The organism is Nitratireductor sp. GZWM139 (assembly GCF_030068685.1).
GTDB classification, from domain to species: domain Bacteria; phylum Pseudomonadota; class Alphaproteobacteria; order Rhizobiales; family Rhizobiaceae; genus Nitratireductor; species Nitratireductor aquimarinus.
The window spans coordinates 46,762-71,568 of the sequence record NZ_JAMQML010000018.1 but is presented as its reverse complement, the minus strand read 5'-3'; the positions used below and the strand labels follow the sequence as shown (position 1 = coordinate 71,568).

25 protein-coding genes are annotated in these 24,807 nt (G+C 61.6%); 9 read left to right on the top strand and 16 right to left on the bottom strand.

Annotation, left to right across the window (positions count from 1 at the left end):
- Entirely contained in the window at positions 1-1,827 is a 1,827-nt protein-coding gene (locus tag NDI72_RS18955; RefSeq protein WP_283801402.1) for a TniQ family protein, read from the top strand.
- Positions 1,828-2,184: 357 nt separating this feature from the next.
- On the opposite strand, the gene NDI72_RS18950 is transcribed toward NDI72_RS18955, so the two are convergent.
- Positions 2,185-3,087: a LysR family transcriptional regulator gene (locus tag NDI72_RS18950; protein ID WP_283801401.1), complete on the bottom strand. Its 903-nt coding sequence runs from the start codon at positions 3,085-3,087 to the stop codon at positions 2,185-2,187.
- A gap of 104 nt (positions 3,088-3,191) precedes the next feature.
- Here NDI72_RS18950 and NDI72_RS18945 point away from each other — a divergent pair, with 104 nt between their 5' ends.
- Positions 3,192-4,316 carry an FAD-dependent monooxygenase gene (locus tag NDI72_RS18945; protein WP_283801400.1) on the top strand — a complete coding sequence of 375 codons (1,125 nt, stop codon included), beginning with the start codon at positions 3,192-3,194 and terminating at the stop codon, positions 4,314-4,316.
- A 228-nt stretch (positions 4,317-4,544) separates the two neighbouring features.
- Here the strand turns inward: NDI72_RS18945 and NDI72_RS18940 are convergent, their stop codons facing one another.
- From NDI72_RS18940 to NDI72_RS18920, 5 genes are all read right to left on the bottom strand, one after another.
- Positions 4,545-5,273: a class I SAM-dependent methyltransferase gene (locus NDI72_RS18940; RefSeq protein ID WP_206543809.1), complete on the bottom strand. Its 729-nt coding sequence runs from the start codon at positions 5,271-5,273 to the stop codon at positions 4,545-4,547.
- A gap of 225 nt (positions 5,274-5,498) precedes the next feature.
- Positions 5,499-6,101, bottom strand: coding sequence for a thioredoxin domain-containing protein (locus tag NDI72_RS18935; protein WP_283801399.1), 603 nt, complete (start codon positions 6,099-6,101; stop codon positions 5,499-5,501).
- Positions 6,098-7,465 (bottom strand): ATP-binding protein, encoded by a 1,368-nt coding sequence (locus tag NDI72_RS18930; RefSeq protein ID WP_283801398.1) that lies wholly within the window; start codon positions 7,463-7,465, stop codon positions 6,098-6,100. The genes NDI72_RS18935 and NDI72_RS18930 overlap by 4 nt, the downstream gene beginning before the upstream one ends.
- Complete coding sequence (locus NDI72_RS18925; protein ID WP_206543812.1) at positions 7,462-8,127, bottom strand: response regulator; 666 nt, start codon at positions 8,125-8,127, stop codon at positions 7,462-7,464. Before NDI72_RS18925 ends, NDI72_RS18930 begins: the two co-directional genes overlap by 4 nt.
- 45 nt (positions 8,128-8,172) lie before the next feature.
- Positions 8,173-8,961 (bottom strand): L,D-transpeptidase, encoded by a 789-nt coding sequence (locus NDI72_RS18920; protein ID WP_224873519.1) that lies wholly within the window; start codon positions 8,959-8,961, stop codon positions 8,173-8,175.
- A gap of 150 nt (positions 8,962-9,111) precedes the next feature.
- On the opposite strand from NDI72_RS18920, the gene dsbD reads away from it, so the two are divergent.
- From dsbD to NDI72_RS18905, 3 genes are read left to right on the top strand one after another with little or no spacing between them, the layout of a single operon-like run.
- On the top strand, positions 9,112-10,932 hold the full coding sequence (gene dsbD / locus NDI72_RS18915) for a protein-disulfide reductase DsbD (protein ID WP_283801397.1): 1,821 nt from the start codon (positions 9,112-9,114) through the stop codon (positions 10,930-10,932).
- Between the two features lie 2 nt (positions 10,933-10,934).
- Complete coding sequence (locus NDI72_RS18910) at positions 10,935-11,762, top strand: TlpA disulfide reductase family protein (protein ID WP_206994242.1); 828 nt, start codon at positions 10,935-10,937, stop codon at positions 11,760-11,762.
- Positions 11,759-12,355 carry a DsbA family protein gene (locus NDI72_RS18905; protein WP_206543815.1) on the top strand — a complete coding sequence of 199 codons (597 nt, stop codon included), beginning with the start codon at positions 11,759-11,761 and terminating at the stop codon, positions 12,353-12,355. Before NDI72_RS18910 ends, NDI72_RS18905 begins: the two co-directional genes overlap by 4 nt.
- Before the next feature lie 119 nt (positions 12,356-12,474).
- Here the strand turns inward: NDI72_RS18905 and NDI72_RS18900 are convergent, their stop codons facing one another.
- Complete coding sequence (locus NDI72_RS18900) at positions 12,475-13,476, bottom strand: glycoside hydrolase family 25 protein (protein WP_113155543.1); 1,002 nt, start codon at positions 13,474-13,476, stop codon at positions 12,475-12,477.
- A 263-nt stretch (positions 13,477-13,739) separates the two neighbouring features.
- Between NDI72_RS18900 and NDI72_RS18895 the strand changes: the two genes are divergently transcribed.
- Positions 13,740-14,891 (top strand): GGDEF domain-containing protein, encoded by a 1,152-nt coding sequence (locus tag NDI72_RS18895; RefSeq protein WP_283801396.1) that lies wholly within the window; start codon positions 13,740-13,742, stop codon positions 14,889-14,891.
- Between the two features lie 483 nt (positions 14,892-15,374).
- Here the strand turns inward: NDI72_RS18895 and NDI72_RS18890 are convergent, their stop codons facing one another.
- Positions 15,375-15,839: an aminoacyl-tRNA deacylase gene (locus NDI72_RS18890; RefSeq protein ID WP_113155545.1), complete on the bottom strand. Its 465-nt coding sequence runs from the start codon at positions 15,837-15,839 to the stop codon at positions 15,375-15,377.
- Between the two features lie 490 nt (positions 15,840-16,329).
- Here NDI72_RS18890 and NDI72_RS18885 point away from each other — a divergent pair, with 490 nt between their 5' ends.
- Positions 16,330-17,043: a L,D-transpeptidase gene (locus tag NDI72_RS18885; RefSeq protein WP_236042258.1), complete on the top strand. Its 714-nt coding sequence runs from the start codon at positions 16,330-16,332 to the stop codon at positions 17,041-17,043.
- A gap of 206 nt (positions 17,044-17,249) precedes the next feature.
- On the opposite strand, the gene NDI72_RS18880 is transcribed toward NDI72_RS18885, so the two are convergent.
- Complete coding sequence (locus NDI72_RS18880; protein ID WP_113155546.1) at positions 17,250-18,299, bottom strand: aldo/keto reductase; 1,050 nt, start codon at positions 18,297-18,299, stop codon at positions 17,250-17,252.
- Positions 18,300-18,509: 210 nt separating this feature from the next.
- Between NDI72_RS18880 and NDI72_RS18875 the strand changes: the two genes are divergently transcribed.
- Complete coding sequence (locus NDI72_RS18875) at positions 18,510-19,289, top strand: META domain-containing protein (protein WP_283801393.1); 780 nt, start codon at positions 18,510-18,512, stop codon at positions 19,287-19,289.
- Positions 19,290-19,308: 19 nt separating this feature from the next.
- Here NDI72_RS18875 and NDI72_RS18870 read toward each other — a convergent pair whose 3' ends face one another.
- From NDI72_RS18870 to NDI72_RS18840, 7 genes are all read right to left on the bottom strand, one after another.
- Positions 19,309-20,883 carry a trimethylamine methyltransferase family protein gene (locus NDI72_RS18870; RefSeq protein WP_283801391.1) on the bottom strand — a complete coding sequence of 525 codons (1,575 nt, stop codon included), beginning with the start codon at positions 20,881-20,883 and terminating at the stop codon, positions 19,309-19,311.
- 155 nt (positions 20,884-21,038) lie between these two features.
- On the bottom strand, positions 21,039-21,464 hold the full coding sequence (locus NDI72_RS18865; protein WP_113156357.1) for a hypothetical protein: 426 nt from the start codon (positions 21,462-21,464) through the stop codon (positions 21,039-21,041).
- A 17-nt stretch (positions 21,465-21,481) separates the two neighbouring features.
- Entirely contained in the window at positions 21,482-21,868 is a 387-nt protein-coding gene (locus NDI72_RS18860; RefSeq protein ID WP_113155548.1) for a hypothetical protein, read from the bottom strand.
- Between the two features lie 8 nt (positions 21,869-21,876).
- Complete coding sequence (locus NDI72_RS18855) at positions 21,877-22,335, bottom strand: hypothetical protein (RefSeq protein ID WP_162742329.1); 459 nt, start codon at positions 22,333-22,335, stop codon at positions 21,877-21,879.
- Between the two features lie 105 nt (positions 22,336-22,440).
- Positions 22,441-22,893: a hypothetical protein gene (locus NDI72_RS18850; RefSeq protein WP_222474228.1), complete on the bottom strand. Its 453-nt coding sequence runs from the start codon at positions 22,891-22,893 to the stop codon at positions 22,441-22,443.
- Positions 22,860-23,246 (bottom strand): hypothetical protein, encoded by a 387-nt coding sequence (locus NDI72_RS18845; RefSeq protein WP_206543821.1) that lies wholly within the window; start codon positions 23,244-23,246, stop codon positions 22,860-22,862. Before NDI72_RS18845 ends, NDI72_RS18850 begins: the two co-directional genes overlap by 34 nt.
- 9 nt (positions 23,247-23,255) lie before the next feature.
- Positions 23,256-23,729 (bottom strand): hypothetical protein, encoded by a 474-nt coding sequence (locus tag NDI72_RS18840; RefSeq protein ID WP_224873591.1) that lies wholly within the window; start codon positions 23,727-23,729, stop codon positions 23,256-23,258.
- 335 nt (positions 23,730-24,064) lie between these two features.
- Here NDI72_RS18840 and NDI72_RS18835 point away from each other — a divergent pair, with 335 nt between their 5' ends.
- On the top strand, positions 24,065-24,763 hold the full coding sequence (locus tag NDI72_RS18835; protein WP_283801388.1) for a cobalamin B12-binding domain-containing protein: 699 nt from the start codon (positions 24,065-24,067) through the stop codon (positions 24,761-24,763).
- Positions 24,764-24,807 lie beyond the last annotated feature (44 nt).

Here is a 24,807-nt window from a genome sequence, read left to right as displayed (position 1 = left end):
ATGCCCAAGTTAACGATCAGAACCCGTCTTCATTCCGGCGAAACTCTGGCAAGCTTCTGCTCCAGATTAGCGGCTGTGAACGGCCGCCCGAAAGCACGCCACTTCTGCGCCGATATGGGCTTCAGCTTTCAGGACGTCGTCGACGGCAGTGACAGTGCCCTTTCGAGGCTTGCATATCTTACGGACATCGACGTGAAATCTCTCCAGGAAAGCGCGATCCGGAGAACGGCGGACGGATACGAAGCCGATGGTCAGCGGGTGACACGGAACCTGATGATCCGCAACCGCCTGCGTCTCTGTCCGGAATGCCTGGCTGAGGACATGCGCAGCCAGGATGAACATCCACTGGCACGGGCATGGGGCCGCAGGAAATGGCTGATCTCGTTCATCCGGACATGTGACGTCCACAACGTCTCGCTTGTCGAGTGCTCCGTACAGCAGGAGCCTTCGATGATCCATGACTTTGCTGCGATGGTAAAAGCGGACCACGGGGAAATCCTGGAAGCGGCCAAGCATTCGGTTGTGCGCGAACCTTCAGCTTTCGAACGTTATCTCCTCGATCGGATTAACGGACATATCGGTGCGGCTCCCTTCCTGGACGCACTGCCCTTCTATGTCGCTGCAAGGTTCACCGAGCTATTGGGTGCCGTGGAGACGCGGGGACTCAAGGCTCCAATCCGCGGCTTCAGCGGGGACGACTGGTGGCAAGCAGGGACAGCCGGCTTTTCCGTCACCTCCTGCGGAGAAGATGGAATCCGTAGCTGGCTATCGGAGAAGCAGGCCTCATTCGGGGGTAAGACCGGAGATGTTGGAGGACGGGCGCTCTACGGTCGTCTGTACGAAACGCTCGCACACGACTGCGACGACCCCGCTTACGATCCGGTTCGAAAGCTGATCCGCGAGCACGCGATCGACACCCTTCCTCTCGGCCCAGGTGATGACTTCTTCGGCCCGATCACAGATCGACGCTGGCATTCGGTACAGTCAGCCTCCAAGGAATTCGGCGTGCACCCAAAGCGCCTAAGAAAGCTTCTCATCGAAGCGGATGTCCTCTCCAAGGATGCTGCGACGCTCGCCAATGCCCGCATCATGCTCGATGCTGAGGAGATCGCGGAATTTATTGCGGAGATCGAGGGCACCGTATCCGCGAAGGAGGCGCAGGAACTCGTCAACGCACCACGGGTTCACTGGGGCATCCTGGTCGACCGGGGTTACCTTGCACCCCACGTTGGGGCGGGAGCCAAACACGGCCTCCAATTCCGATTTCGTCGCGAAGATGTCAGTGTGTTTTTAAACCGACTGCTGGCAAACACGAAGCAGTTGACGGACCAGGAATCCGAATTGTGTAGCATCCCTCAGGCCGTTCGGAGGGCGAACTGCAAGACGGTCGAGATCCTGGATCTACTGTTGGCTGGGAAGCTAGAGCGCGCTTTCCGCGATCCCAGCCGGCACGGCTACATGGCAGTGCTGATCGACCCGACCGAACTTCGCGAAAAGACAATGCTCGAAGACCATGGCGGACTCTCACTGCGTGAAGTTGAACGTCAGCTGCGAGCGACTACCAACGTCGTGAAAGCTCTGATCGAGCACGGGCACCTATCTGCGCGCACTGCGGTAAACCCGATCAATCGGTGCCCGCAAACGGTCGTCATGCCGGAGGACCTGGCTCGCTTCCAACAGGCCTACGTGTCCCTCATGAACCTCGCCAAGGAGCGTGGCGAGCATTTCAGAAAGGTCAAGAACGAGCTCAATAGCCGTGGTGTCGAACCTGCATTCGTGGCCGACCTTATCGGGGCCCGGTTTTATCCACGAGCCGAACTCCAGTAAGCCTCGACAGACACGAGTATCTAGATCAGCGCCTCGGCAATGCCGGGGCGTTTTTTTTTACCGCTTCGCTCCCTGCCGCTCAAAGCACTCAACTTTGGGACACCACCAAGCTGCCATTGCGGACAAACTAAATTGCCGCTTTTCACCCCGTATTCAATAATTTCAATTAGTTAGCTTCAGAATTGGGACAAACTATGCTCGCCCTCACATGAGGAGGGCAACATGGTCTGTCCTCCTGCACCCTGAAATGTCCGCAATGGCAGTTTGGTAATTTGCCGGCGCCATGCGACGACAGAACCAGAGAAAATCCGGGTCCATCGGCCCGGATTTTTTCGTTTCAGGCGCTATCGGAAGCCTTCATTCGACCGGCCCCGCAGAGAACTCAGCGAGCGCCGATTGAAGGTGCTCCAGGAACGCCTTCACCCTGACCTGCGGATATTTTCTGCCTGAGTAAAACCCATAAAGCACCAGATCCTCTGGCGCGGGCTCGAGGTCAATTTTGATGAGGGAGCCGGCATCGATGTCTGACTGGCAGGCATGCAGGGGCAAAACGGCAAAACCCAATCCTTTCAGGGCAGCCGCCCGCGCCATCTGACCGCTGTTCACCCTGTAGCTGGATTGCACCTGAACGGTCTGCCCCTGTTTGAAACGCCAGGGCATTCCCTGAAGCACCGACATGCTCGTAATACACGGGGCCCTGCTCAACGCCTCCAGCGATTGCGGCGCCGGGTATCGCTCCAGAAGCTCTGGCGCAGCCACCACACAGCTCGGCCAGCGCAGGATTTCCCTTGCAACCCAGCCGGAATTCTCCAGCGGTCCGCGTCCAAAGCGCAACACCAGATCGAACCCTTCCAGCAATCCGTCCGTCGGGTCCAGCCGGGTGTCGCAGCTAAGCTGTATCTGCGGATGCCGAACGCAGAAATCCGCGAGGATTTCGGCCATGAACGGGAGGTCCGGCGTGATGATCCGCAGGTGACCGGACAGGGAATCCCCGAACAGGGACACCTCTTCCAGCGCATCATCCATCGCTTGCGTGAGCGGTGTCATGGACCGGTAAAGCTGCTTGCCTGCCGCCGTCGGGATCATCTTCCGCGTCGTGCGTTCCAGCAAACGAACATTGAGCTGCCGCTCCAGCAAGGCGACATGCCGGCTGACATTGGATGTCGGCAACTGAAGCTGCTCCGCCGCCAGCTTGAAGCTCAGCTTGTCATAGACCGCCTGGAAGCAGAGCAACCACTGAAGTTCGATTTTTTCCAGCATCCAATCGCCCAAATAACAGGATTAACAAAGCAACAAAGCCAGATTTATCGCCAATCAGGAGCTCGATACAAGCTGCATCAGATTTCTTGATCAGGAGAGAGCGGATGACCAGTGCAAAGCGAATTGCCATCGTGGGCGCCGGTGTCGCCGGTATGGCGCTCGCCATTTTCGCCACCAGACAAGGCCATCAGGTGAGCCTTTTTGAGCGTGGCAGTGCGGTTTCCTCAATGGGAGCCGGGGTCACCCTGTGGCCGAATGCCGTCTTCGTTATGGAGCAGATGGAGCTGGCAGACGCCATCAAACGCAAGGGCGGCGCACCCCGCTTCATGCGCCAGTTCGATCAGCACGGCATCCAGAAGGCCGAATTCGATATTCTGGAAGTGAACAGGCTGTGCGGCTTCCCAAGCGTGACCATATTGCGTCGCGATCTCATGCGCATTCTGGCCGGGGCGTTGCATGCACTGGGCGTCGACATCAAGTTCAATCGCTCAATTGCCGCGCAGGATATCGAGGGGCTCAGGACGCAGTATGATCTCGTCGTCGGCGCAGATGGCCGCATGAACTCGGCGGTGCGTCAGGCGATCCATGCAGAAGACGTGCTCCCCCGTTATCAGGGTTTCATCAACATTATCGGCATCAGCCAGCCGGAGCGTGGAGTCATCGATGCCGCCATTCACGATTTCTGCGGGGCGGGAGAACGTTTCGGCATCGTCCCTGTTGGTGATGGTCTGTGTTTCTGGGCAGCCGCGTGGCGCACCCCGATCGAAAGGACGCGGCCGTTGCCCGTCTGGTACGATGAGATGGACCAGCGTTTTCGGGACTGGCCCGGCCCGGTCCGGAATGTGCTGCAATCGCGTGACGAAACATCGCTCAATCGCATTTTCGTCCATGACCTCGATGCCCTGCCCCATTGGCATCGGGACAATGTCCTGATCATCGGGGATGCGGCCCACGCTCCCCTGCCCACCTCCGGTCAGGGTGCCTGTCAGGCGTTGGAAGACGCGTGGCATCTTTCCAGAATGCTGGCGGAACATGATCGTCTGGAGACAGCGCTTTCGCGGTTTTATGAGACGCGCATCGTGAAGACGTCTGCGGCGCAGTCTGCGGGGCGACAGGTCGCACAGCGAATTTTTGGAGACCAGTCGAAGTCCAGTCCCCCTGCCCCCGGGTTCTCCGCCGGGCAGTTGAGCCGTCTCTGGATGCAGGGTCTCGAAAAGGGATCAGGATAATCGCAAATGGGCAATCAGCCTCATCGCCTTGATCGTGGTTCCGGGACTTCTGCTCGATTGCATATTCGCAGGCTACCCAAAGCCCGGCCATGTGTCGGCTTATCTTCTGGGCGCGGCTTTCGCCATGGCGTTTGCTGTCCATGGACACAGGGCACCGCGCCCGCGCCCCAGAGAAAACAGGCGAGAAACCCCGCCTCATTCAGCTTGAAACGGGCGACCTGCCCGCCCTCACCGTCCGGCCGAAACCAGCAGCATCATCGGCCGCTCCAGTTCCTCGGCCAGATCCGGCATCTCCGCGATCTGCGCCCTGGTCGGGGCGAATTCCCTGATCTCACGCAGCGCAAACCCTGCGCCGACAAGCGTGTTCAGCGTCGTCGCCATGGTGCGGTGATATTTGAGCACGCCGCTTGCGAACCAGTCCGTTCGCCGTTCCCCCTCCAGCGCGTAGCAATTGACCGGCCAGGTCTTGTGCCCGTCCTCTTCCGGCAGCCAGCGCGGCTGTGTGGCGGCCATGAAGATCGGATGCTCGATGGTGAACACGAATTGCGCACCCGGCGTCAGCGCCGCATGGATCATCCGGACCAGCCGGTCAAAATCCCGGATATAGTGGAAGGTCAGCGCGCTGAAGGCGAAATCGAACGCACCCTGCGGCAGTTCCAGCGTTTCCAGATCGGCAATGCGGTATTCGATGGCCGCATCATTCGTGTCGGCGCGGGCGCGCTCGATCATGTTCTGCGAGACATCGAGGCCAAGAACGCTCCGCGCCCCGGCCTCGCGCAGATAGCGGGACGCCCAGCCAAACCCGCATCCCAGATCAACCACCCGCCGATCCGTCATATCCGGCAGCATGGCCTTGATGGCCGGCCATTCCGGCGCGCCCGCCAGACCATGCACCTGCCTGGGCAGCTGGCTGTAGCCTTCGAAGAACTCCGGGTTGTCGTAGATGTTCTGTGCCATTGAAAGTCTCCATTCCTTGAAAAAGAACGGGGCGCAGCTTCACGCACAAAACCCCGTCCGCACTGCGGCGAGGTTGCAGGATCATGGACCGCGTCTGGTTGTCAGCGTGTCTTAAACCCCGGCATCTCGCCTGAAGAGATGCCGGCCATCCGGGAAACGATGTGGGTGTCCTGTTCGATCATGACGCCATAATCTCCGCCATGGCGGATCTGTCAAGCCGCGGCCTCAGCGCCCGGAGCGCGCCAGCGCCACCGCTTCCACGATCTCGTCCGCGCTCATCGGCCGGCGATAGAGCCGGTTGCCGATCAGGAAACTCGGCGTTCCGGCAAGCTTGAGCGCCTTTGCATGGGCCTCGTTTCGGCCAATCAGCGCATCGATTGCCTTCAGATGCACATCCAGCATGTCACGCACCGCGCCGGCGTCCGCCCCCACGCTGCGCAGCGCATCGTCCACCTTGCCATGCGTCAACCCGCCCTCAATGGCGATCACTTCATTATGCGCCGCCTCATAGACGCCCAGCGCCGCCGATGCATGCACCATGCGCGAGGCATACCACGCCACATCGCCATTGATCGGCCAGTCCTTCATCACCAGCCGCAGATTGCCGTCAGAGCGCACGATCTCCTTCAGCGCCGGGTGGATCGCCTTGCAGGAGGGGCAGAGATAATCGAAGAACTCCGCAATGGTCACATCGCCCGCCGGATTGCCCAGCGCCTGAAGCGACGGGTCGCGCACCATGTCGTTCAGGCTGGGCGCGGCGCGTGCCGCCAGCGGCGCAACCGCCAGCGCGCCGGAGGCTCCAGCCAGAAAGAAACGTCGGGAAATCATGCAGCCGCCTCCGCCTTTCGCACGGTCAGAATGGCGCGCAGACCACCACCGTCGCGGTTTTCGAGCGCCAGCGTTCCGCCCATGCGCGCCATCGCCGCCTGTGCAATGGCAAGCCCCAGCCCGCTGCCGGTTGCCGAGCGGTTTCGCCCGCGCACGAATTTCTCCACCACCTGCGAAAGCTCTGCCTCGGGAATGCCCGGACCGCGATCTTCCACCACAAGGCGCACACCGCCATTCGCCTTTTCCACCCGGCACACCACGCCCGTGGTTTCCGGCGCATGGTTCAGCGCGTTCTCGATCAGGTTGCGCAGCGCCAGCGAGAGGAAATGCGGCTCGACAAGCACCCTGTCCGCGCCTTCGCCATCCGCCTCCACGCTCAGCCGCGCCGCGCCCTGCGGCAGCGGCAGCTCCGCCGCCACACTGCGCATCAGCGCCCGCGCGCTCACGGGTTGCAGGGTCGGCTCACTGTCATTCGCCTCAAGCGCGGTCAGGTCGAGAAGCTGCTTCACAAGCCGGCTCGTTCGATCCACGCCCATGGTGATCTGCCGCAACGCATTGGCGTGCACGGTCGGGTCATCGCTCGCCAGCGCAATCTGCGCCTGCGTTTTCACGCCGGCCAGCGGCGTTTTCAGTTCATGAGCGGCAAAAGCCGTAAAGCTGCGTTCGCGGTCGCGCGCATCTTCCACCCGCTTGAAAAGTCCGTTCAGCGCGTTCACCGCCGGCGCAATCTCCTTCGGCAGACTGGCCGCCTCCAGCGGGCGCAGATCATTGGCCGCGCGCGTCGAAAGCGTTTCGGCCATGTCGCTCAGGGGCGAAAGGCCGCGGCGCACCGAAACGAGAATGACCCCGGCCAGAAACGGCAGGATCAGAAGCGCCGGCACCACCAGCCCCTTGATCACATCGCTCACCAGGCTGTCGCGGATCTGAAGGCTGTCGCCCACCATCACCCGCACGCCCAGAACCTCGTTTTCCACGGTGAACACGCGCCAGCGCTCGCCACCCACTTCGGTCTCTGAAAACCCGTCCTGAATTTCCGTCAGCTGGGCTTCCGGCGCATTTTCCGAGCGCCCCACAAGGCTGCCTTCCAGCGTCCAGATCTGGCAGGAGAGCTGGCGTTCATAGGGGCGATTGCTGAGTTCGAACTCCCCCATCGCCTTGCGGGCGGCATTTTCCTCCAGCCCCACCTCGATACGGTGGTCGGAAAGGAGCGAATTGACCATCCGCGCCGCTTCCATCAGCCGCGCATCCAGCACCCGCTCCACCTCGGCCTGCGTGCTGAGATAGATCCAGCCGACCGCGAGCAGCCACACGAGCCCGGTCGAGCCCATGAGGATCAGGATCAGCCGTGCGCGGATGGATCTCATGCGCCCGCCTCCCGGAGCCGATAGCCAACCCCGCGCACGGTTTTGATGAAATCGGAGCCAAGCTTCGAGCGCAGCTTGTGGATGTGCACCTCCACGGCGTTGCTCTCCACCTCTTCCTGCCAGCCATAGATCGTTTCTTCCAGCGCCGGCTTGGAAAGGATGCTTTCCGGCCGCTCCATCAGCGCCGCCAGAAGCGCGAATTCGCGCCGCGTCAGGATCACCGGATCACCGTCGCGGATCACCGACTGGTTTGCCGGATCGAGCGTCACCCCGCCCCATGCAAGCGTTGCGCTGGAGCGCCCCTTGCCCCGGCGCACCGCCGCGCGCACACGCGCCGACAATTCGTCGAGATCAAAGGGCTTTCCCACATAGTCGTCTGCGCCGGCGTCCAGCCCGGCGATCCGGTCGGGAACCTGATCGCGCGCCGTCAGAAGAACCACCGGCGTGGCGTCACCCCGCCGGCGCAGATCCGAAAGCACGTCGAGGCCAGAGCCATCCGGCAGCATCAGATCGAGTACGACCCCTTCATAGGCCTGCGCGCTGAGCGCGGCGAAAGCATCCTCGCAGGTGGCCACGGCATCGACCGCAAAGCCGGCAAGCCCCAGCCCCACGGTCAGCCCGTCCAGAAGCAGCGGATCGTCTTCAACCACCAAAAGTCGCATCGCACGCGTCTCATTCGATCAAGCATTCAGACCCGAAGGCCCGCATCAGGTCACCAGAAGATGTTCCATCTTCGGATCGGGAATGACAACAATCGGGCTGCCGTCCCTTACATTATCGTGCAGGTGAATCACATCCTGGTTGATCAGGCGGATACAGCCGGACGACACCGCCTTGCCGATGCTCCACGGCTCCGGCGTGCCATGAATGCGGTAAAGCGTGTCCTTGCCGTTCAGATGGATATAGTGCGAGCGTGCGCCAAGAGGATTGCGCAGGCCCGGCGGCATGCCGCCATTGGCGATGCTGTAGGGCTCCAGTTCCGGCCGCCGCGCCACCATCTCGTTCGGCGGCGTCCAGCGCGGCCATTCACGGCGATAGGCCATGATCGCACGCCCTGCCCAGGAGAAGCCGTCGCGTCCGACGCCAATGCCATAGCGCGTCGCGCGGTTCGGTCCCGTCACGTGGTAAAGATACCTGTTCGGCGTATCCACGATCAGCGTGCCCTTGCGCTCGCTGGTGGGATAATCCACATCCTTGCGCCACCAGCGCTCTTCCAGATGACTGACATCCACTTCGGGAATGGGAAAACGCTCATTCGGCATGGCGTAATACATCGGTGGAACGACGCGCCTGGGCTTGGGCGGCTCAACCACTTTGGGAGCCTCGGGCCTTGGCGTCGCAACGCAGCCCGAAACCGCCAGCGCGCTTAACCCGGCCAGAAAGCCACGCCGCCCCAACCGTCCTGAACCGACAGAATGTCCATCGTCGATATGTTCCTCGTCCGGTCGGTCGGACGCCCGCATCCGGGCGCTCATGCCCGTGCGAAAATGCGCCATGCTGAAAACTCCTTGCTGCATTGAGCTGTTTGCCGTCTGCCCAAACAACACCCACCTTAAGGCTGCCTTAAGTTGAGGCGTTCAATTCGCTCTCCAGCATCCCGCCATGAGGGTACGAACCCGGCGGTCCACACAATTTGAAGTGACAGAATGAAGACGATCCTGATCGCGCTTGTGGCTTTCCTGTCCGTCAGCCTTGCGCCCGCCCCCGCCTCGGCCCAGACCGCAAAACCGCTGCCGGTCGAAGACGCCTTCACCCTTGAGGTCACCCGCACGCAAGACGGCACGCTTGCCCTCAACTGGCAGATCGCCGAAGGCTATTATCTTTATCGCGATCACATCGGCGCTTCGCAAAACGGCGCGGAACTGCCACTGGAAACCAGCCCCGGCATCCGCAAGGACGATCCCACATTCGGCCTCTCCGAAGTCTATTACGATGCGGCGAGCGCACACTTAGCCGAACAGGTCTTCGGCACATTCGACGTCACGTTTCAGGGCTGTCAGGATGGCGGCATCTGCTATGCACCGGAAAACCGGCAGGTAAACGCCCTGTCGCTTGCCGTCACCACGCCGGCGGCCCCGCAGGCCGCAGCGCCCGTGGAATGGGTCACGGAAGAAGCGCCGGCCGCCGCATCACCCGCCGCCCCCGCAACCAGTGAAGACACCGGCTTCGCGCTTGCCGAAGATGACGGGCTCATCCAGTCGCTGCTCGGTCGCGGCGGCGTTCTGCTCGTTCTGGTCAGCTTCCCGCTCTTTGGCCTGCTTCTCGCCTTCACCCCTTGCGTCTTCCCCATGTATCCCATCATGGCCGGCGCACTGGCGCGCGAGGGCGACCGGCTCACCGCCTGGCGCGGCTTCGAGCTTTCCTCGATCTATGTGATCGCGCTCGCCTCGGCCTTCGCGCTTCTGGGCGCTGCCGCCGGCTGGTCCGGGCAGAACCTGCAGCTCGTTCTGCAGTCGCCTGTCACGATCGGCATTCTGTCCGCGCTCTTCGCGGTTCTGGCGCTTTCCATGTTCGGCCTGTTTGAGCTGCAATTGCCCACCGCATGGACAAGCTGGGTGGCAAACCGCACGGGCGGCGTCGGCGGCTCACGCCGCTCGGCGGCCATTCTCGGCTTCTCGTCCGCCCTCATCGTCGGCCCCTGCGTCACCGTTCCGCTTGCCGGCGCACTCCTCTACATCGCCCAGACCGCCGATGTGGCGCTGGGGGCGGCAGCCCTTTTCGGCCTTGGCATCGGCAAGGGCATCCCGCTCATCATCATGGGCACGCTCGGCGGCAAGGCCCTGCCGCGCGCCGGCGCATGGATGGAAAGCGTCAAGCGCGTGTTCGGCTTCGGCTTCCTGGCCACCGCCATCTGGACGGCGACACCCCTCCTGCCCGCCGGCCTTGATCTCGCGCTCTGGTCAGCCCTTCTCATCGCCATCGCAAGCTTCGCCTTCAGCGCAAAGATCGCCGAAACGACGCCGCTCGCCGCCGTCCGCTCGGTTGGCGCGCTGTCGCTCATCTACGGCATCATCCTGATGCTGGGCGCGGCGTCCGGCGGCACCGATCCGCTCAAGCCGCTGGCCCAGATCGCCCAGCGCAGCGAGGCATCCGCCCCGGCCCGTGAACTCGCCTTCGGGCAGGCCGGCTCGATCCCCGAGCTCAAAGCGCAGCTCGCCAGCGCCGGCGATGCGCCCACCCTCGTCTATTTCACCGCCGACTGGTGCGTCACCTGCCGCGTCATCGAGCGCTCGATCCTGCCGGATGCCGGCGTGATCGACGGTCTTGGCGGTTTCCAGCTCATCAAGGCCGACCTGTCTGACTTCAACGACGAGAACGCAGCTCTCATGAAAGCCCTTGAAGTGGCAGGCCCGCCCACCATGCTCTTCTTCGATCCCGCAGGCCGCGAGGTCGCCGGCACCCGCCTCGTCGGCTCCGTCACGGTGGAAAACCTGACCGGCTCGGCCAAAACCGCAGGGGCGCTCTGATCATGAATGCCGTATCTCTCGGGCCGCTCGTGCTTGCGGCAGACCGCTTCGCGGTCGTACTCGCCATCTTCGTCTTCCTCATCGTCACCGGCATCATGGCCCGCAAGGTGGACGAACGCTTCAACGCCTGGTCCTGGTGGGCGTTTCTCGGCGGCATCATCGGCGCGCGCCTCGGCCATGTGCTCATCAACATGGAAAGTTTTGTGGCCGACCCGCTGCGCATTTTCGCGGTGTGGCAGGGCGGCTTCTACTGGCCAACGGGTGCAGCCGCCGTCATCGTCAGCCTGCTCGTCATGCTGCCCACCGGCCGCCAGCGCCTCTGGGCGGTCCTGCCGCTCGCCCTCTCCCTCATCGTCTGGAACACGACATGGCAGCTCACCGGCGGCACCGACCCGCTCGCCGTCCCGGATCAGGCCTTTGAAACGCTGGAGGGCAATGGCTACCGCCTCGAAGAGCACAAGGGCACGCCGCAGGTGGTCAATCTGTGGGCGACGTGGTGCCCGCCCTGCCGGCGTGAAATGCCCATGATGGCCGACATCGCCGCCTCGACGGACGACGTCACCTTCGTCTTCGCCAATCAGGGCGAAGGCCGCACCGCCATCCAGCGCTATCTCGCCGCCTCCGGCCTCTCGCTCGACACGATACTTGTCGACCAGTTCAGCGATCTGTCGCGCTTCTACAGCGCCCCCGGACTGCCCGCCACGCTGTTCATCGACGCCGACGGCGTCCTGCAACACGCACATCTGGGCGAAATCTCACGCGAGGTGCTCGTCGAAAAGATCGAGAACCTCAAAACCAGCATCAGCCCATCAGGAGACACAAGGCCATGATGAACCGCCGTACCCTGCTCGTCGCCGGCGCAGCGACGCTCGTCACCGCCGTCGGTCCGGCCCGCGCCCAGCTTTACCCGACCGTCGAAGAGGTTCTGTTCGACCCCGAAATCCCGGTCATCGGCAATCCGGATGGCGACGTAACCATCGCCGAGTTCTTCGATTACCAGTGCCCCTATTGCAAACGCGGCCACCCCGACCTGCTCGACGTGGTGCGTGAAGACGGCAATGTCCGGCTGGTGATGAAGGACTGGCCCATTTTCGGCGGCCCGTCCGTCCATGCGGCAAGCCTCGTCCTCGCCGCCGGCCCGGATTATGAAGCCGTCCACAACGCGCTGATGGCCACGCCTGGACGACTGACGCAGGACGAGGTCGACGAGACGCTTGCCGCCGCCGGCCATGACCCGGAAAAACTCCTGTCGAACTTCAAGAAGGACCGCCAACGCATTGAAGGGATTCTCTCCCGCAACATGGAGCAGGCCAATGCGTTCGGCTTCAACGGAACGCCGGCATTCCTCTTCAACACCAAGATCCAGTATGGCGCGATGCGCCGAAACGACATTGTTGCCGCCATTGCCGAGGCCCGTGGCTAAAGCAATTCCGGCAAAAACGGGAACCGGTTTTGCGTCCAAAATTGCGCAAAACAGAAACACCGCAAAAGAAAGGGGGGGCGTAAAGCCCCCCGAACAAGCGGTCATTTCCGTACAGGCGGTCAGCCCGCCACCTTCCCGACCCAGCGCCACCAGGCGCTTTCATTGCCGTGGAAGACGTTCAGGTCGATCTTGCCGTCAACGCCCTGGCTCAGGCCCGATCCCGAATACTGCCAGAACACCCAGTCACGGCCCGGATAGACCTTCGAGGGATGTTCGGCCACGGCGCGCAGCCAGAACGGATGGTTCGGGAACGCGCCCTTCAGATTGTCCTCATAGAAATCCGGTGCGGTGTAGATGACAGGCCGCTGGCCGTAATGGCGCTCCAGCCGGTCGAGGAAGACCTTCATCTTCTCCAGAACTTCGGCACGCGAGGGCTTCCATTTGCAGCTCGACTGGTGGTTCCACTCCACATCCAGAACCGGCGGCAGCGCGCCCTTCACCTTGGGCACATTGCGAATGAACCACTCGGCCTGGTCAGACGCCTTCCGGCACCAGAAGAAGAAGTGATAGGCGCCCCGGCGAATGCCCGCCTTCGCGGCCCCGTTCCAGTTCGTCTTGAACATCGGGTCGATATGATCGATGCCGTCGGTCGCCTTGATGTAAGCGAAATTCGCGCCACGCGAGCGCAGCTTCACCCAGTCAATGTCGCCCTGCCAGCGCGAAACATCGACGCCATGCACCGCATGATGCTTGGGCGTCACCTTGCCGAAATTGATCGGATGCGCATCCCCGAACCGGCTGCGATACACCTTGCCGGAAGAAGAGCTTTTGGGCCGCACGGAGGGCGCCGGCATCGGCGTGATCATCGCCACCTGCTGCAGTGCAGGCGCGGAAACCCGGTCCGGCTCGGCAATCGCCATCATGCCCGCTTCGCTCGCAGGCTCGGCCATCACATCGGCGCTCCCCGCCCCGGGGACACCGACGCCGGGCCGCACAATGGAGCTCGTCACCTCGTTCGAGGGCGGGTCAATCTTGAGCGCTGTATCGATACTGGGGCCACCGGTGCAACCGGCAAGGCCAAGGGTCAGAACGACAGGTCGAAGGAACGCGGGAAGACGCATATACGATCTGCATGGGTTCGAGGGATCTGGGTCCCCGGCAGCTTTCGCCGGGCGAATAGCCAGTAATAGCCTCAACTTACCAATAAAGTTTGAATCAAGCCGTTAACCACGCTGCAAGGATGTCGGCCCACCTCCGTCCCCATGCGCCGCCCCCAATGCGCCGCCCTATCCACAAGCTGGCAAATAAAAACCGCAGATTGAAACCTGCCGTTAGGCTGCGAGACGTTACACCGCCCGCTGCACAGGAAAACGGGCGCGCGGTTTTGAACAATTTCACGCTATTTGCGGCAAACGCGATTGTCGTTCTGGTCATGGCTTCGGTGTTCTTCATCGCCGGTCGGGCGCGGCGCGAGCCCTATTGGGACACCTGGGGCGTCGCCAATCTCGTGATCTGTCTCGCGCTTCTTTGCTATATGGCCGGCGCCCATCTGCCCGACGCGCTGCGCGGCGCACTGCCCAACGGGCTTCTCGTGCTGGGCATCAGCCTGCGCTGGCGCGCCGCGCGCCAGTTTGAAAACAGGCACGCCCCGCTGGCGCTCTTCTTCCTGCCGCTTGCGCTCTTCCTTGTCTTGAGCGCGGCGCCCCTTGCCGCAGGCTCCTACCCCGCCTTCCATCTGGTCACGAACGTCATTCAGACAGCCATCGCCCTGGCTTGCGCCTATGAGTTCTGGCGCGACAACGATGACAAAAGCCTGTCGCGCAAGGGGCTGATCCTCGCCTACGGCATTCTCGCAGCCACATTCATCATCCGCTTCGCACAGGCGTTGCTCGTCGGCGATGGGTTCGTGCGCCAGATGTCCCTCGACACGATCCTGACCATCCAGCTTTACGTCGCCCTCTTCCACTTTCTGGCTTCAAGCGCCTTTGCGCTTACCCTTGCCTATGAACGCGATGCGCAGAAGCTGCATCACCTCGCTTCGCATGACGGCCTGACCGGCCTCCTGAACCGCCGCGCCTTTGAAGCCGAGGCCCGCAGCTTTCTGGAGCGCAATCCCGAGCAGCCCTTCGCGCTTGCGATCTTCGACCTCGACCATTTCAAGCAGATCAACGACCAGCACGGCCATGCCACGGGTGACCGAACTCTTGAGGCCTGCGCAGAGGCGTTTCGTGAAACCTTCGAGCAGTCTGCGATCATCGCGCGCTGGGGTGGCGAGGAGTTTGTCGCCCTCCTGCCCGACCTCTCCCCCGTGGAGGCCGCACTCGCCGTCGACAGGCTCCGCGCCAATGTGGCAGCCATAGCGGTGCCCACCCAAAACGGCGTCATGCACCCATCCCTGAGCGCCGGTCTTTGCTACAGCAACGCGAAGCGCACGCGCGATCTGGAAACGCTTCTCTCCGTCGCCGACAGCGGCCTTTACGCCGCCAAGAAGCGTGGCCGCAACCGGGTCGAACAGGTGGCCATCACGGCCGCCTGACCCGCAGAACGGGGATAGATCCAGCGCATCATCCCCGCACATCCCATAAAGACCGGTCATCGCTTCCCCTTTCGGGGAGCGTTTTCTCCCCTCCCGTTCAAACAGGCTTATCCTCCTCCCTGCCCATCTCGTGGGAAAGCAGGTCGCGACGGTGATCTCGCGGAGATGGGACGGTGCCCGGGCCGGTCGCATAACGTGTGTGGTCGCTGCTAGCGGGCGGCTGGTCCGGCAAAGGGTCGTGCGCAAGCACGGTCTGGTGCGATGGCCCGCCCCAGGGCGAAGCCTGAACACCCGGTTCCAGGGCGATCCCTGTCGGAAGTTGTCAAGAGCCGGGCGGGTGGCTGAAGGGTCGCACGTTTTACAATAAAGATGAGCGTCGCTTCAGCCGCCCGTCTTCCCCTTCTCCAGCCAAACCCCGGCGCAGGCGCGGGAGCGTTTCCGCACGCCTGCACTCCACCTGGAAACTGGCAACCGGCAAAGGTTCTAGCTGCTGATATGCGCCCTTGGCATTCCATACATCAACTGCTCGAACCCCTGCCGCGTCACATGCACCAGCGTGCGATGATCGCCGCCCTCGAAATAGACGTCGTCATCGGCATCGAGCGCTTCATCAATCATGCATGCGATGCGGTATGGCGCACCAAACACGGGAACCGCACCCTCATCGCAATCGGGAAACAGCGCCGCCGTTTCCTCCTCGCTTGCGAGCACGACCTTCTCACCCAGAATGTCGGCCACCTTGCCGAGATCGACCTGCCTGGAGGCCGGCACCACGGCCAGCAGATAGCTGTCATCCCATTTGAGCACCACGCCCTTGGCCATTTCGCGGCCCGGAATGTGGCTCACCCGCGCCGTCATGGCAGAGCTTGCCGTGCGGTTGTGTCTGGCCACGTCATAGGGCACGTGGCTGTCTTCCAGAAATTCATGCATCGTCATGGCGATACCCATGGTACCGTTCCTTTCCTGCCTTCGGGCCGGCAGCGGATGCAGACATGGATTGCGCATCGGCCCTGCCCGGTTTCTGACCCATCGGTCAGCCGGCGCGTCGGGCGCGGTTCTGGATATGCGGACAAGGGCGGCGTCATACCGCCCCTTGCGAAAGCCAGCGCCGCGCCAAACCGTCGTCCGGTCGCCTGCTGGTCTCTCATGTTTCAAGAATACACCCGTCATGCCTGTTGGAAAAGCGCCATGGCCCGGCACACCGCTTTTCGGGCACGCACAACCTTACGCAGCGTCACTGTGGGAAAAATGCCTCACCCCGCAATCAGAATGGCCAGTCCCACTACGATTCACGCGACATTCGGGCACGATCGCCGGGATTTGCCACAATTTATCAAGAACCGGGTGGCAAGTGCCCCGCAACGCCTCTGCGCAGCCGCGCCTTCGGGGCGAAAGACATCAAAAACCGACCGGTATTTTACACTTAAGGAGAGTTTCCTTGTTCCACACCACTGTTGCACGCGCAGCCAATCGCGGCGCGCGGGTGTTCCTGCTGTTGCTTCTGCCCGCCTTCGCGGCGGCATGCACCACCACCGGCAGCGGGCCCGGCACCTCTGCAAACGCCCCATGGCCGATGCTCTCCTATTATCAGGACATGTATGGCGAGATCGAAGACAACGGCATCGTCATCCCTGCGGTGGACGTGACCAAGATCGACCGCCAGTATCTGCGCCAGATGGTCGACTACCCGACCAGCGAGCCCGTGGGCACGATTGTCATCGATCCGGGCAACCGCTTCCTCTACCTGGTCATGGAAAACGGCAAGGCCATGCGCTACGGCATCGGCGTTGCCAAGGCCGGCCTCGAATACGAAGGCGATGGCGTGATCGGCCGCAAGGCCGAATGGCCGAACTGGGCCCCCACCCTCGCCATGATCGAGCGCGAGCCGGAGCGCTATCGGCCGCTGGCAGCCGGCATGCTGGGCGGCCTCACCAACCCGCTCGGTTCGCGTGCGCTCTACCTCTACAAGGATGGCAAGGACACGCTCTACCGCATCCACGGCACCACCGAGCCGTGGTCCATCGGCAAGTCGGTGTCCTCGGGCTGTATCCGCCTGCTGAACCACGACATCATGGATCTCTACAAGCGCGTTCCACGCGGCGCCCGCATGGTTGTTCTGGGCGCAGGCCAGCCGCAGCCCGGCACGGTCTGAACCTTACGGCGCGACAGACAGACAAAAACCCCTGCCATGTTCCCACACGGCAGGGGTTTTTCGTTGTTTCACATCAACTGCGGCAACACCGCAACCGACATTATCTAAAGCAATTCCAGGAAAAGTGGAAACCGGTTTTCCGTCCGGAATTGTGCAAAATCAGTACATTAGAGCGTTTTCGCGATTCAACGAAAAGCGGAAACGCTCTAGGGGCTGGGATTGCCGATTTTCTGATGCAGATCATCAACGGCAGTCTGCATTTCCTCGGTCCAGCGCACATCGAGCGCATCAAGCGCCTCTTCGAGCTGCTCCATCTTGGTCGCGCCAATAATGTTCGACGTCATGAAGGGGCGCGAATTGACGAAGGCATGCGCAAAAGCGGCCGGCGTCAACCCGAACGCGCGCGCCATGGTGTTGTAAGCCTTGACCGCATCCTGCGCGCCAAGCTTCTCATAGCGTTTGAGACGGTCAAACAGCGCCTTGCGCGACCCTTCCGGCAGCGCGCCATCGTCGTATTTCCCGGTCAGATAGCCCTGCGCCAGCGGCGAATAGGCAAGCAGGCCCACTTCTTCGCGCTGGCAGGTTTCGGCAAGGTTCACCTCATAGGTGCGGTTGACCAGGCTGTAGGCGTTCTGGAGCGAAACCACACGCGGACCAACGCCCTTGTCGGCTTCGGCGACGTAGCGCATCACGCCCCAGGAGCTTTCGTTCGACAGACCGAAATGGCGGATTTTGCCAGCCTTCACCAGATCGTCGAACACGGCCAGCGTCTCTGCAATCGGCGTCTCGTCGGCCAGCGGCTCGTTCAACGCGGTCACCCGCGTGGGGTTGGAACCGAAAGGGTTTTCCCGGTCCGGCCAGTGGATCTGATAGAGGTCGATATAGTCCGTCTGAAGCCGCGCCAGCGACTTGTCGATGGCGTCCATGATATCGGCGCGAACGAGCTTCGACGGACGGTCGCCGCGAAACCATTCATTGTCGGTGCGGCCGATCACCTTGGAGGCGATGATGAGCTGATCGCGGTTGCCGCGCTCTTTCATCCATGTGCCCACATAGCGCTCGGTGCGCCCCTGTGTCTCGGCTTTGGGCGGGATGGGATAGAGTTCCGCCATGTCGAGGAAATTCACACCACGCTCGACGGCGCGGTCCATCTGTTCGTGGCCTTCTGCCTCGGTGTTCTGTTCGCCAAAGGTCATCGTGCCCAGGCAAATCTGCGAAACAAGGAGGTCGCTGCGTCCAAGACGGCGCTTTTCCATCAAAAGTCTCCGGATGCTGAAATCTGGCGCGAACGCGCCAATGCCGGCATCATAAGGCCGTTCAGTGGGCGCGCAAGCATCCGCACGCAAAGCAGGACGCATTCGCGCCGCTATCAACGCAATCACGTCACAATACAGTGCAAAACAATTGCTCATCCGGAATGTCGGCTAGAGTATAGAGTCGACAACACGTTCAAATTCGAGGTTTCCATGTCCTTTCAACGCCGTTCGGTTCTTCTTGGCCTTGCTCTTCTGTCCACCACGATCTGGAGCGCACCGTCCTTCGCACAGGAGGAGAGCATGCTGAAAATCACCGGTGAGCTGACCTATTTCGCGCGGATCGCGCTGCCGGAAGACGCCCTCGCCATCGTCGAGCTGCGCGAGGCTGACGCAGACGCTTCGCAGTCGGTCGCAGCGGAGACGCGCATTGCAACGGAAGGCCGGCAGGTGCCGATCCCCTTCACGCTTTCGGTCGACCGGGAAACGCTCGACAAGGACGGAACCTATCAGCTGCGCGGCGGCATTCTTGATGGCCTCCAGCCCGGCTGGATCTCCGAGCCCGTCACCATCGACATTGCCCAGACCGAGATCGATCTGGGCACGCTGATCATGAAGCCCTACGAGGCCCCGGCCCCGTTCGGCGTTGTCGGCATGGACAAGATCACGGGCACCGAATGGGTGGTCGAGGACATTGATGGCGGCGGCATCATCGACAGTTCAAATGTCACGGTGACCTTCGGCGAAGATGGCCGGGTCGCCGGCAACGCCTCGTGCAATCGCTACACGGCCGGATGGGAAGAAGACAATGGCAGGCTGACCATCAGCCAGGCCGCGTTGACCCGCATGGCCTGCGCGGAAGCGCTGATGAATCAGGAACAGAAATTCCTGGAGATTCTCGCAGACGTCATCTTCTTCACCATGACGCCCGAGGGCGCACTCGTCCTCCAGACTGTCGACGGGCGCACGCTCAAGGCCTTCCCGGCCGGCTGATTTCGGATGCCCGGTGCGCTCAGGTGAAGGCGTCGGGCATCGATTCCTTGCGCCGGGCGATGAAGTCCAGAAGCCCCTCTTCGATACCCGCATCGAGCGGGGGCGCTTCATAGGCTTCCAGCCAGTTGCGGGCGAGCTGGTTCGCCCGCTGATGCGCCGCCTTCTCGCCTTCCGCCGCCCACTGTTCATAGGAATTGTTGTCGGCGATGGAAGAGCGGTAGAAAGCGGCCTGGAAATTGGCCTGGGTGTGGGCGCATCCAAGATAATGGCTGCCCGGCCCCACTTCGCGAATGGCGTCCATGGCCTGCCCGTTCTCCGAAACATCCAGCGGCTCGCAAAAGCGCTGCTGCATGCCCAGCTGGTCGATGTCCATCATGAATTTCTCATAGGACGACACCAGCCCGCCCTCCAGCCAGCCAGCGGCGTGGAGCACGAAATTGGTGCCCGACATAACGGTCGAGTTCAGCGTGTTCGCGCTCTCATAGGCAGCCTGCGCGTCGGGGATCTTGGACCCCGTCAGCGAACCACCCGTACGGAACGGCAATCCCAGCCGGCGGGCGAGCTGTGCTGCGCCGTAGGAGACCAGCGAGGGCTCCGGCGTGCCAAAGGTCGGCGCGCCCGACTGCATGGAAATGGACGAGGCGAAGGTGCCGAACAGAACCGGCGCGCCGGGGCGCACCAGCTGCGTGAAGGCTGCGCCCGCCATGACCTCGGCCAGAACCTGCGTCAGCGTGCCGATCACGGTTACCGGGCTCATGGCGCCGGCCAGAATGAAGGGCGTGACGATACAGGCCTGATTGGCCCGCGCATAAACCTTGGCCGCGCCCAGCATGGTCTCGTCAAACACCATGGGCGAATTGGCGTTGATCAGGTTGATCACCACCGCATTCTCATCGACGAACTTCTCGCCGAACAGGATGCGGGCCATCGACACCGTGTCCTCGGCGCGATCCGGCGCTGTTACCGAGCCCATGAAGGGCTTGTCGGAGTAGCGCATATGCGCAAACACCATGTCGAGATGCCGCTTGTTGACCGGCACATCGACCGGTTCGCAGACAGTGCCGCCCGAATGATGAATGGACGGCGCCATATAGGCGAGCTTCACGAAATTGCGGAAATCCTCGATCGTTGCATAACGGCGCGCGCCATCGAGATCGCGCACGAAGGGCGGGCCATAGACCGGCGCGAATACGGTGGTGTTGCCGCCAATCTCGACCGAGCGCTCGGGATTGCGTGCATGCTGGGTGAAGGTGGAAGGCGCGGTTTTCAGGAGCGCGCGGCAGAGCCCTTTGGGGAAATGCACCCGGTCGCCCTGCACATCCGCACCTGCCTCCTTCCACATGGAGAGCGCCTCGGGATCGTCGCGAAACTCGATGCCAATCTCTTCGAGAACCGTATCGGCATTGGCCTCGATCAAGGCCAGCGCTTCTTCGTCCAGAACCTCGAAGGGCCTGAGCGTGCGGCGAATATAGGTCAGCTGCGGCCCGGGCCCTGCACCGGCCCTCGCCGCCCTGCGGGCCGCCGCACCACCGCGCTCGCCACGCCCTGCCCGTCCACGACGTGGCCGATCCTGTGCTTCGTCGTCTCCAGCCATCACCGTCATCCCACAAGCTCCCTGTCAGGGGTCCTCAAGCAATCGTGCTAACACAAGCCTAGCGTTTGCAGCATGGACTTCCATTCCGCAAGCGGCACGCGGTGTCGCAACTGGTCTGCCGGTCGCAGGGCATGGCTTGTGGACGTCAGGGCGCATCATCTTTGCCCGGCATCGGTCCAGCCCCCGCTTTCCGACCAGTCTGCCCGGTCTGCGGGCTGGTGACCGATCATCCGCGGATCAAGCCCCTGTTCCAGAAGCTTGACCTCAAGCTGCAACCGCCGCAGTTCGAGTTGATAGAGCCGGTCGCAATTGAGACGCTTCGGCCGTTCGCCCAGGGGAATGACCAACCGGCCATAAGCCGACAGCGATTTGTCGGGCGAGTTCAGGGAATCGCTGATGACGCCCGTATCGAAATAGCTTCCGCCACTGGATATCGATGAGTGACACGTCGTGCCGTCGGCCGCGCGAACTTCGTCATATCCATTGGGTGAGACGACCCCCGGCAGGGCGAAACCACTGTGGTTCTGCCTGACGGCATAGACCTGCTCGCTTGCTCTGGCTCCACCCGCTAGAGAGGCCATGCAGACGGCCAAACCGATCACAGCCGGTGTGCAATGAACTTTCCGCATATCTGTGCCTTCATACCAAGATGAGCTTCGGGAAACGGGATGCTTTCCGTGCATATCCGCACGCGACGTTCGCGCTCGCCTTCGAAATTGACCACAACAACAACCGGACGCGACTGTTTTGCTCCGAGCGTAAAAATCTGCGGCGTCACGCGTGCTTTCACGGGCCGGAATTCGGCATCGTAAACGCGCACGGCGACGTCGATCCGGTGGCTGTAAGGGTTTTGCGGATAAACGCGGACGGCAAAGCTGTCCGTATAGCTACGGACCACACCGCGCATGGGAGACATTGACTGCGAAAATGCAGGTGGCGTCGATGCGGCGAGAGCGGCACCGAACATCATGACAAACCGGAGCATGGCCGTGCCTACTCGCAAACGACCGTGACAAAGGTTTCGTATTTTCCCTTGTGAAAGATCGACTTCTGAGAGACTGCGCGCAGGTTTACAACGACATTTGTCACGCCCATTTCCAGCGGGGTCTTCGTCGCCCCTGAAACACTGGAAGTCGTTGTTCCACCGCTGGTTTTGTAGCTGGAAGTGAATGTCGCAGACGCATCACCAGCGGGCGCGGTGGTGAAGTTCTTCGGGTTGCGCAGATTGACCTTGAAACCAGACGAGGTGGTGTAAATGGCGGCAACACCGGCGCGACCGCCAGACGCTGCAGAATCGAGCGCATAGAAGCCATCGCGCGCCAGTTTGCCTGGGGTCTGAAACTCCACGCTGCATGTATCATCGATCACTGCTTTGAACGGAATATTGGCCTCCAATGCAGAGGCAGATGTTGAATAGGGTAATAATAACAATAATGAAAATAAATACTTCACTTTAAACCTCATTTGAAAAATAAATATAGAATTCCTCAAACCAAAGAGATCGTCAAATGAAATAAAGGAACATTGCATATCTGCTTTAAAGTAGGCAGGCGCTTTTCAGCGCCTGCCCTTGTTGGTCCAGGAGGCGTCGCTCGCCCAACTGCCCGATGACCGGGAACTCATGCGCGGGTCCAGCCCCTGCCGCATGAGCTGAACCTCAAGCTCCAGCCGCTCGATCTCCAGCTGATAAAGCCGGTCGCAGTTAAGGCGCGTTGGTCGTTCTCCCAAGGGCACAACGAGACGGCCATAGGCCGACACGTTGTCGTTGGCCCCGCCAATGACGCCGGAGTCGAGATACGCGCCGGAACCGGACATGGAAGCGCGACAGGTGGTGCCGTCTGCGGCACGCACTTCGTCAAACCCGTTCGGCATTGTGACACCCGGCAGGGTCACGCCTGTCTGGTTCTGATTGATGATGTACTGATCCTCTGCATGGCTGGCGGCCGCACCAGCCAGCAGGAAACACAGGGCCACGCTCAATTGGCGCGGTAAGCGATGAAGCGTCCACATATCTGGGCTCTAATCCTCGTTTTCTGATCGGGAAAGGGAATGCTCTCCGTGCAAATCCGCACGCGTCTGGTTCTGCTCTCGCCGAAATCGACGGAGACCAGAACAGGACGCGACACATCGCTCCCCAGCATCATTTTTGAGGGTACGACCTTCGCCGCAATCGGTCGGAAATCCTCGTCGTAGACCCGCACCGCCACCTCAATGCGATGGCGGTACGGATTGTGCGGGCGAACCCGCACGGCGAAGCTGTCGGAGAAGCTTCTGATCTCCCCGCGCATTGGTGTCATGGATTGTGCTGCGGCAGGCGTGACCGTCGCCAGAACGACGATCGCCGCGACAAACTTCGCCATCATGGCTGCCTCCTACTCGCAGGTGATCGTGACGTCGGCGATGTAGGTGCCGACGGCAAAGATCCCCGTGGACTTCGTCGCCGTGAGGTCGACGCTAGCCATCGTGAGGCCCGTTGAAAGTGGGGTCAAAGTTGGACCAGGAATATCCGTCACGCTGGTCGCGCCCGTCGTCGTATACTTGGATGCAAAAGTTACATGAGCATTGCCGGTCGGCGGCGCCGAGGAAAATGCGGTCGGCGCCGTGGTCGACAAGGAGTATCCCGCGCCCGTCGCCAGAACGGATGCGCGACCGGCTATGCCGCCGCTCAAATCGGAACTCAAGACGGTAAAATCACCGCTGATACCCAGGGTTCCCGGAGAATCCACCGTAATGACACAGGTGGAATTAACCTCCCCACGGAACGGGATAACGCCACTGGCGGCAAAGGCGATGGATGGTGAAGCAAGCACCGTGAGAACGGCACCCGCCACAAGGGACATACGCATATGCGACTCCTACTTGATACGCGTGGGCCGCCCCTTGAAGAAACACTACCATGGGAAGCATTTTAGAAAAGAAGAATGTAATCTAAAGTTGCATTTATTCCTGATCATGGTTAACAGTTTTATCGCCTTCCGAACCCGCGAACGCGCGCCATCCGAAGCGGGGGAAAGATACCAGCCGCCCCTCCCCCGTCGCTTTCCCTGCGCTGCAGGTCGCAAATCAGCCATGGGAACCGGCAGATCGCGCCCTATTCTCCTTTGAGACGCATGTTTGCGAGCAATCCGGAGCGCGGAACGGGAAGCCCTGCCCGCGCAATGTGAGCAGCGGGAGCCAGAGAATGTCCGACGACGAGATCATCCTGTCCGAGCTTGCGGACGACGAACTCGTGCAGCAGATGCATGACGACCTCTATGACGGGCTCAGGGAGGAGATCGAGGAAGGCACGCGCATTCTTCTGGACCGGGGCTGGAAGCCCTATGAGGTTCTGACAAAAGCGCTGGTCGAAGGCATGCGGATCGTCGGCGAGGATTTCCGCGACGGCATTCTGTTCGTTCCCGAAGTGCTTTTGTCAGCCAACGCCATGAAAGCTGGCATGGCGATCCTGAGGCCCCTTCTGGCCGAAACCGGCGCACCCAAACAGGGCAAGATGGTGATCGGCACCGTGAAGGGCGACATTCACGACATCGGCAAGAACCTCGTCAGCATGATGATGGAGGGCGCGGGCTTCGACGTGATCGACATCGGCATCAACAACCCGGTCGAGAACTATCTGGCGGCAATCGAAGAGCACCAGCCCGACATTGTCGGCATGTCGGCGCTGCTGACGACGACCATGCCCTATATGAAGGTCGTGATCGACACGATGAAGGAAAAGGGCATCCGCGACAATTACATCGTTCTGGTGGGCGGAGCGCCGCTCAACGAGGAATTTGGCCAGGCCGTGGGCGCGGACGCCTATTGCCGCGATGCGGCGGTGACGGTGGAAACCGCCAAGGAACTGATCAGGCGCAAGCACAATCTGACGGCCGGCGCCTGACCTTCTTCAAGGCCGGGCGGTGCCCGAAATGCTTCAAGGCCGGG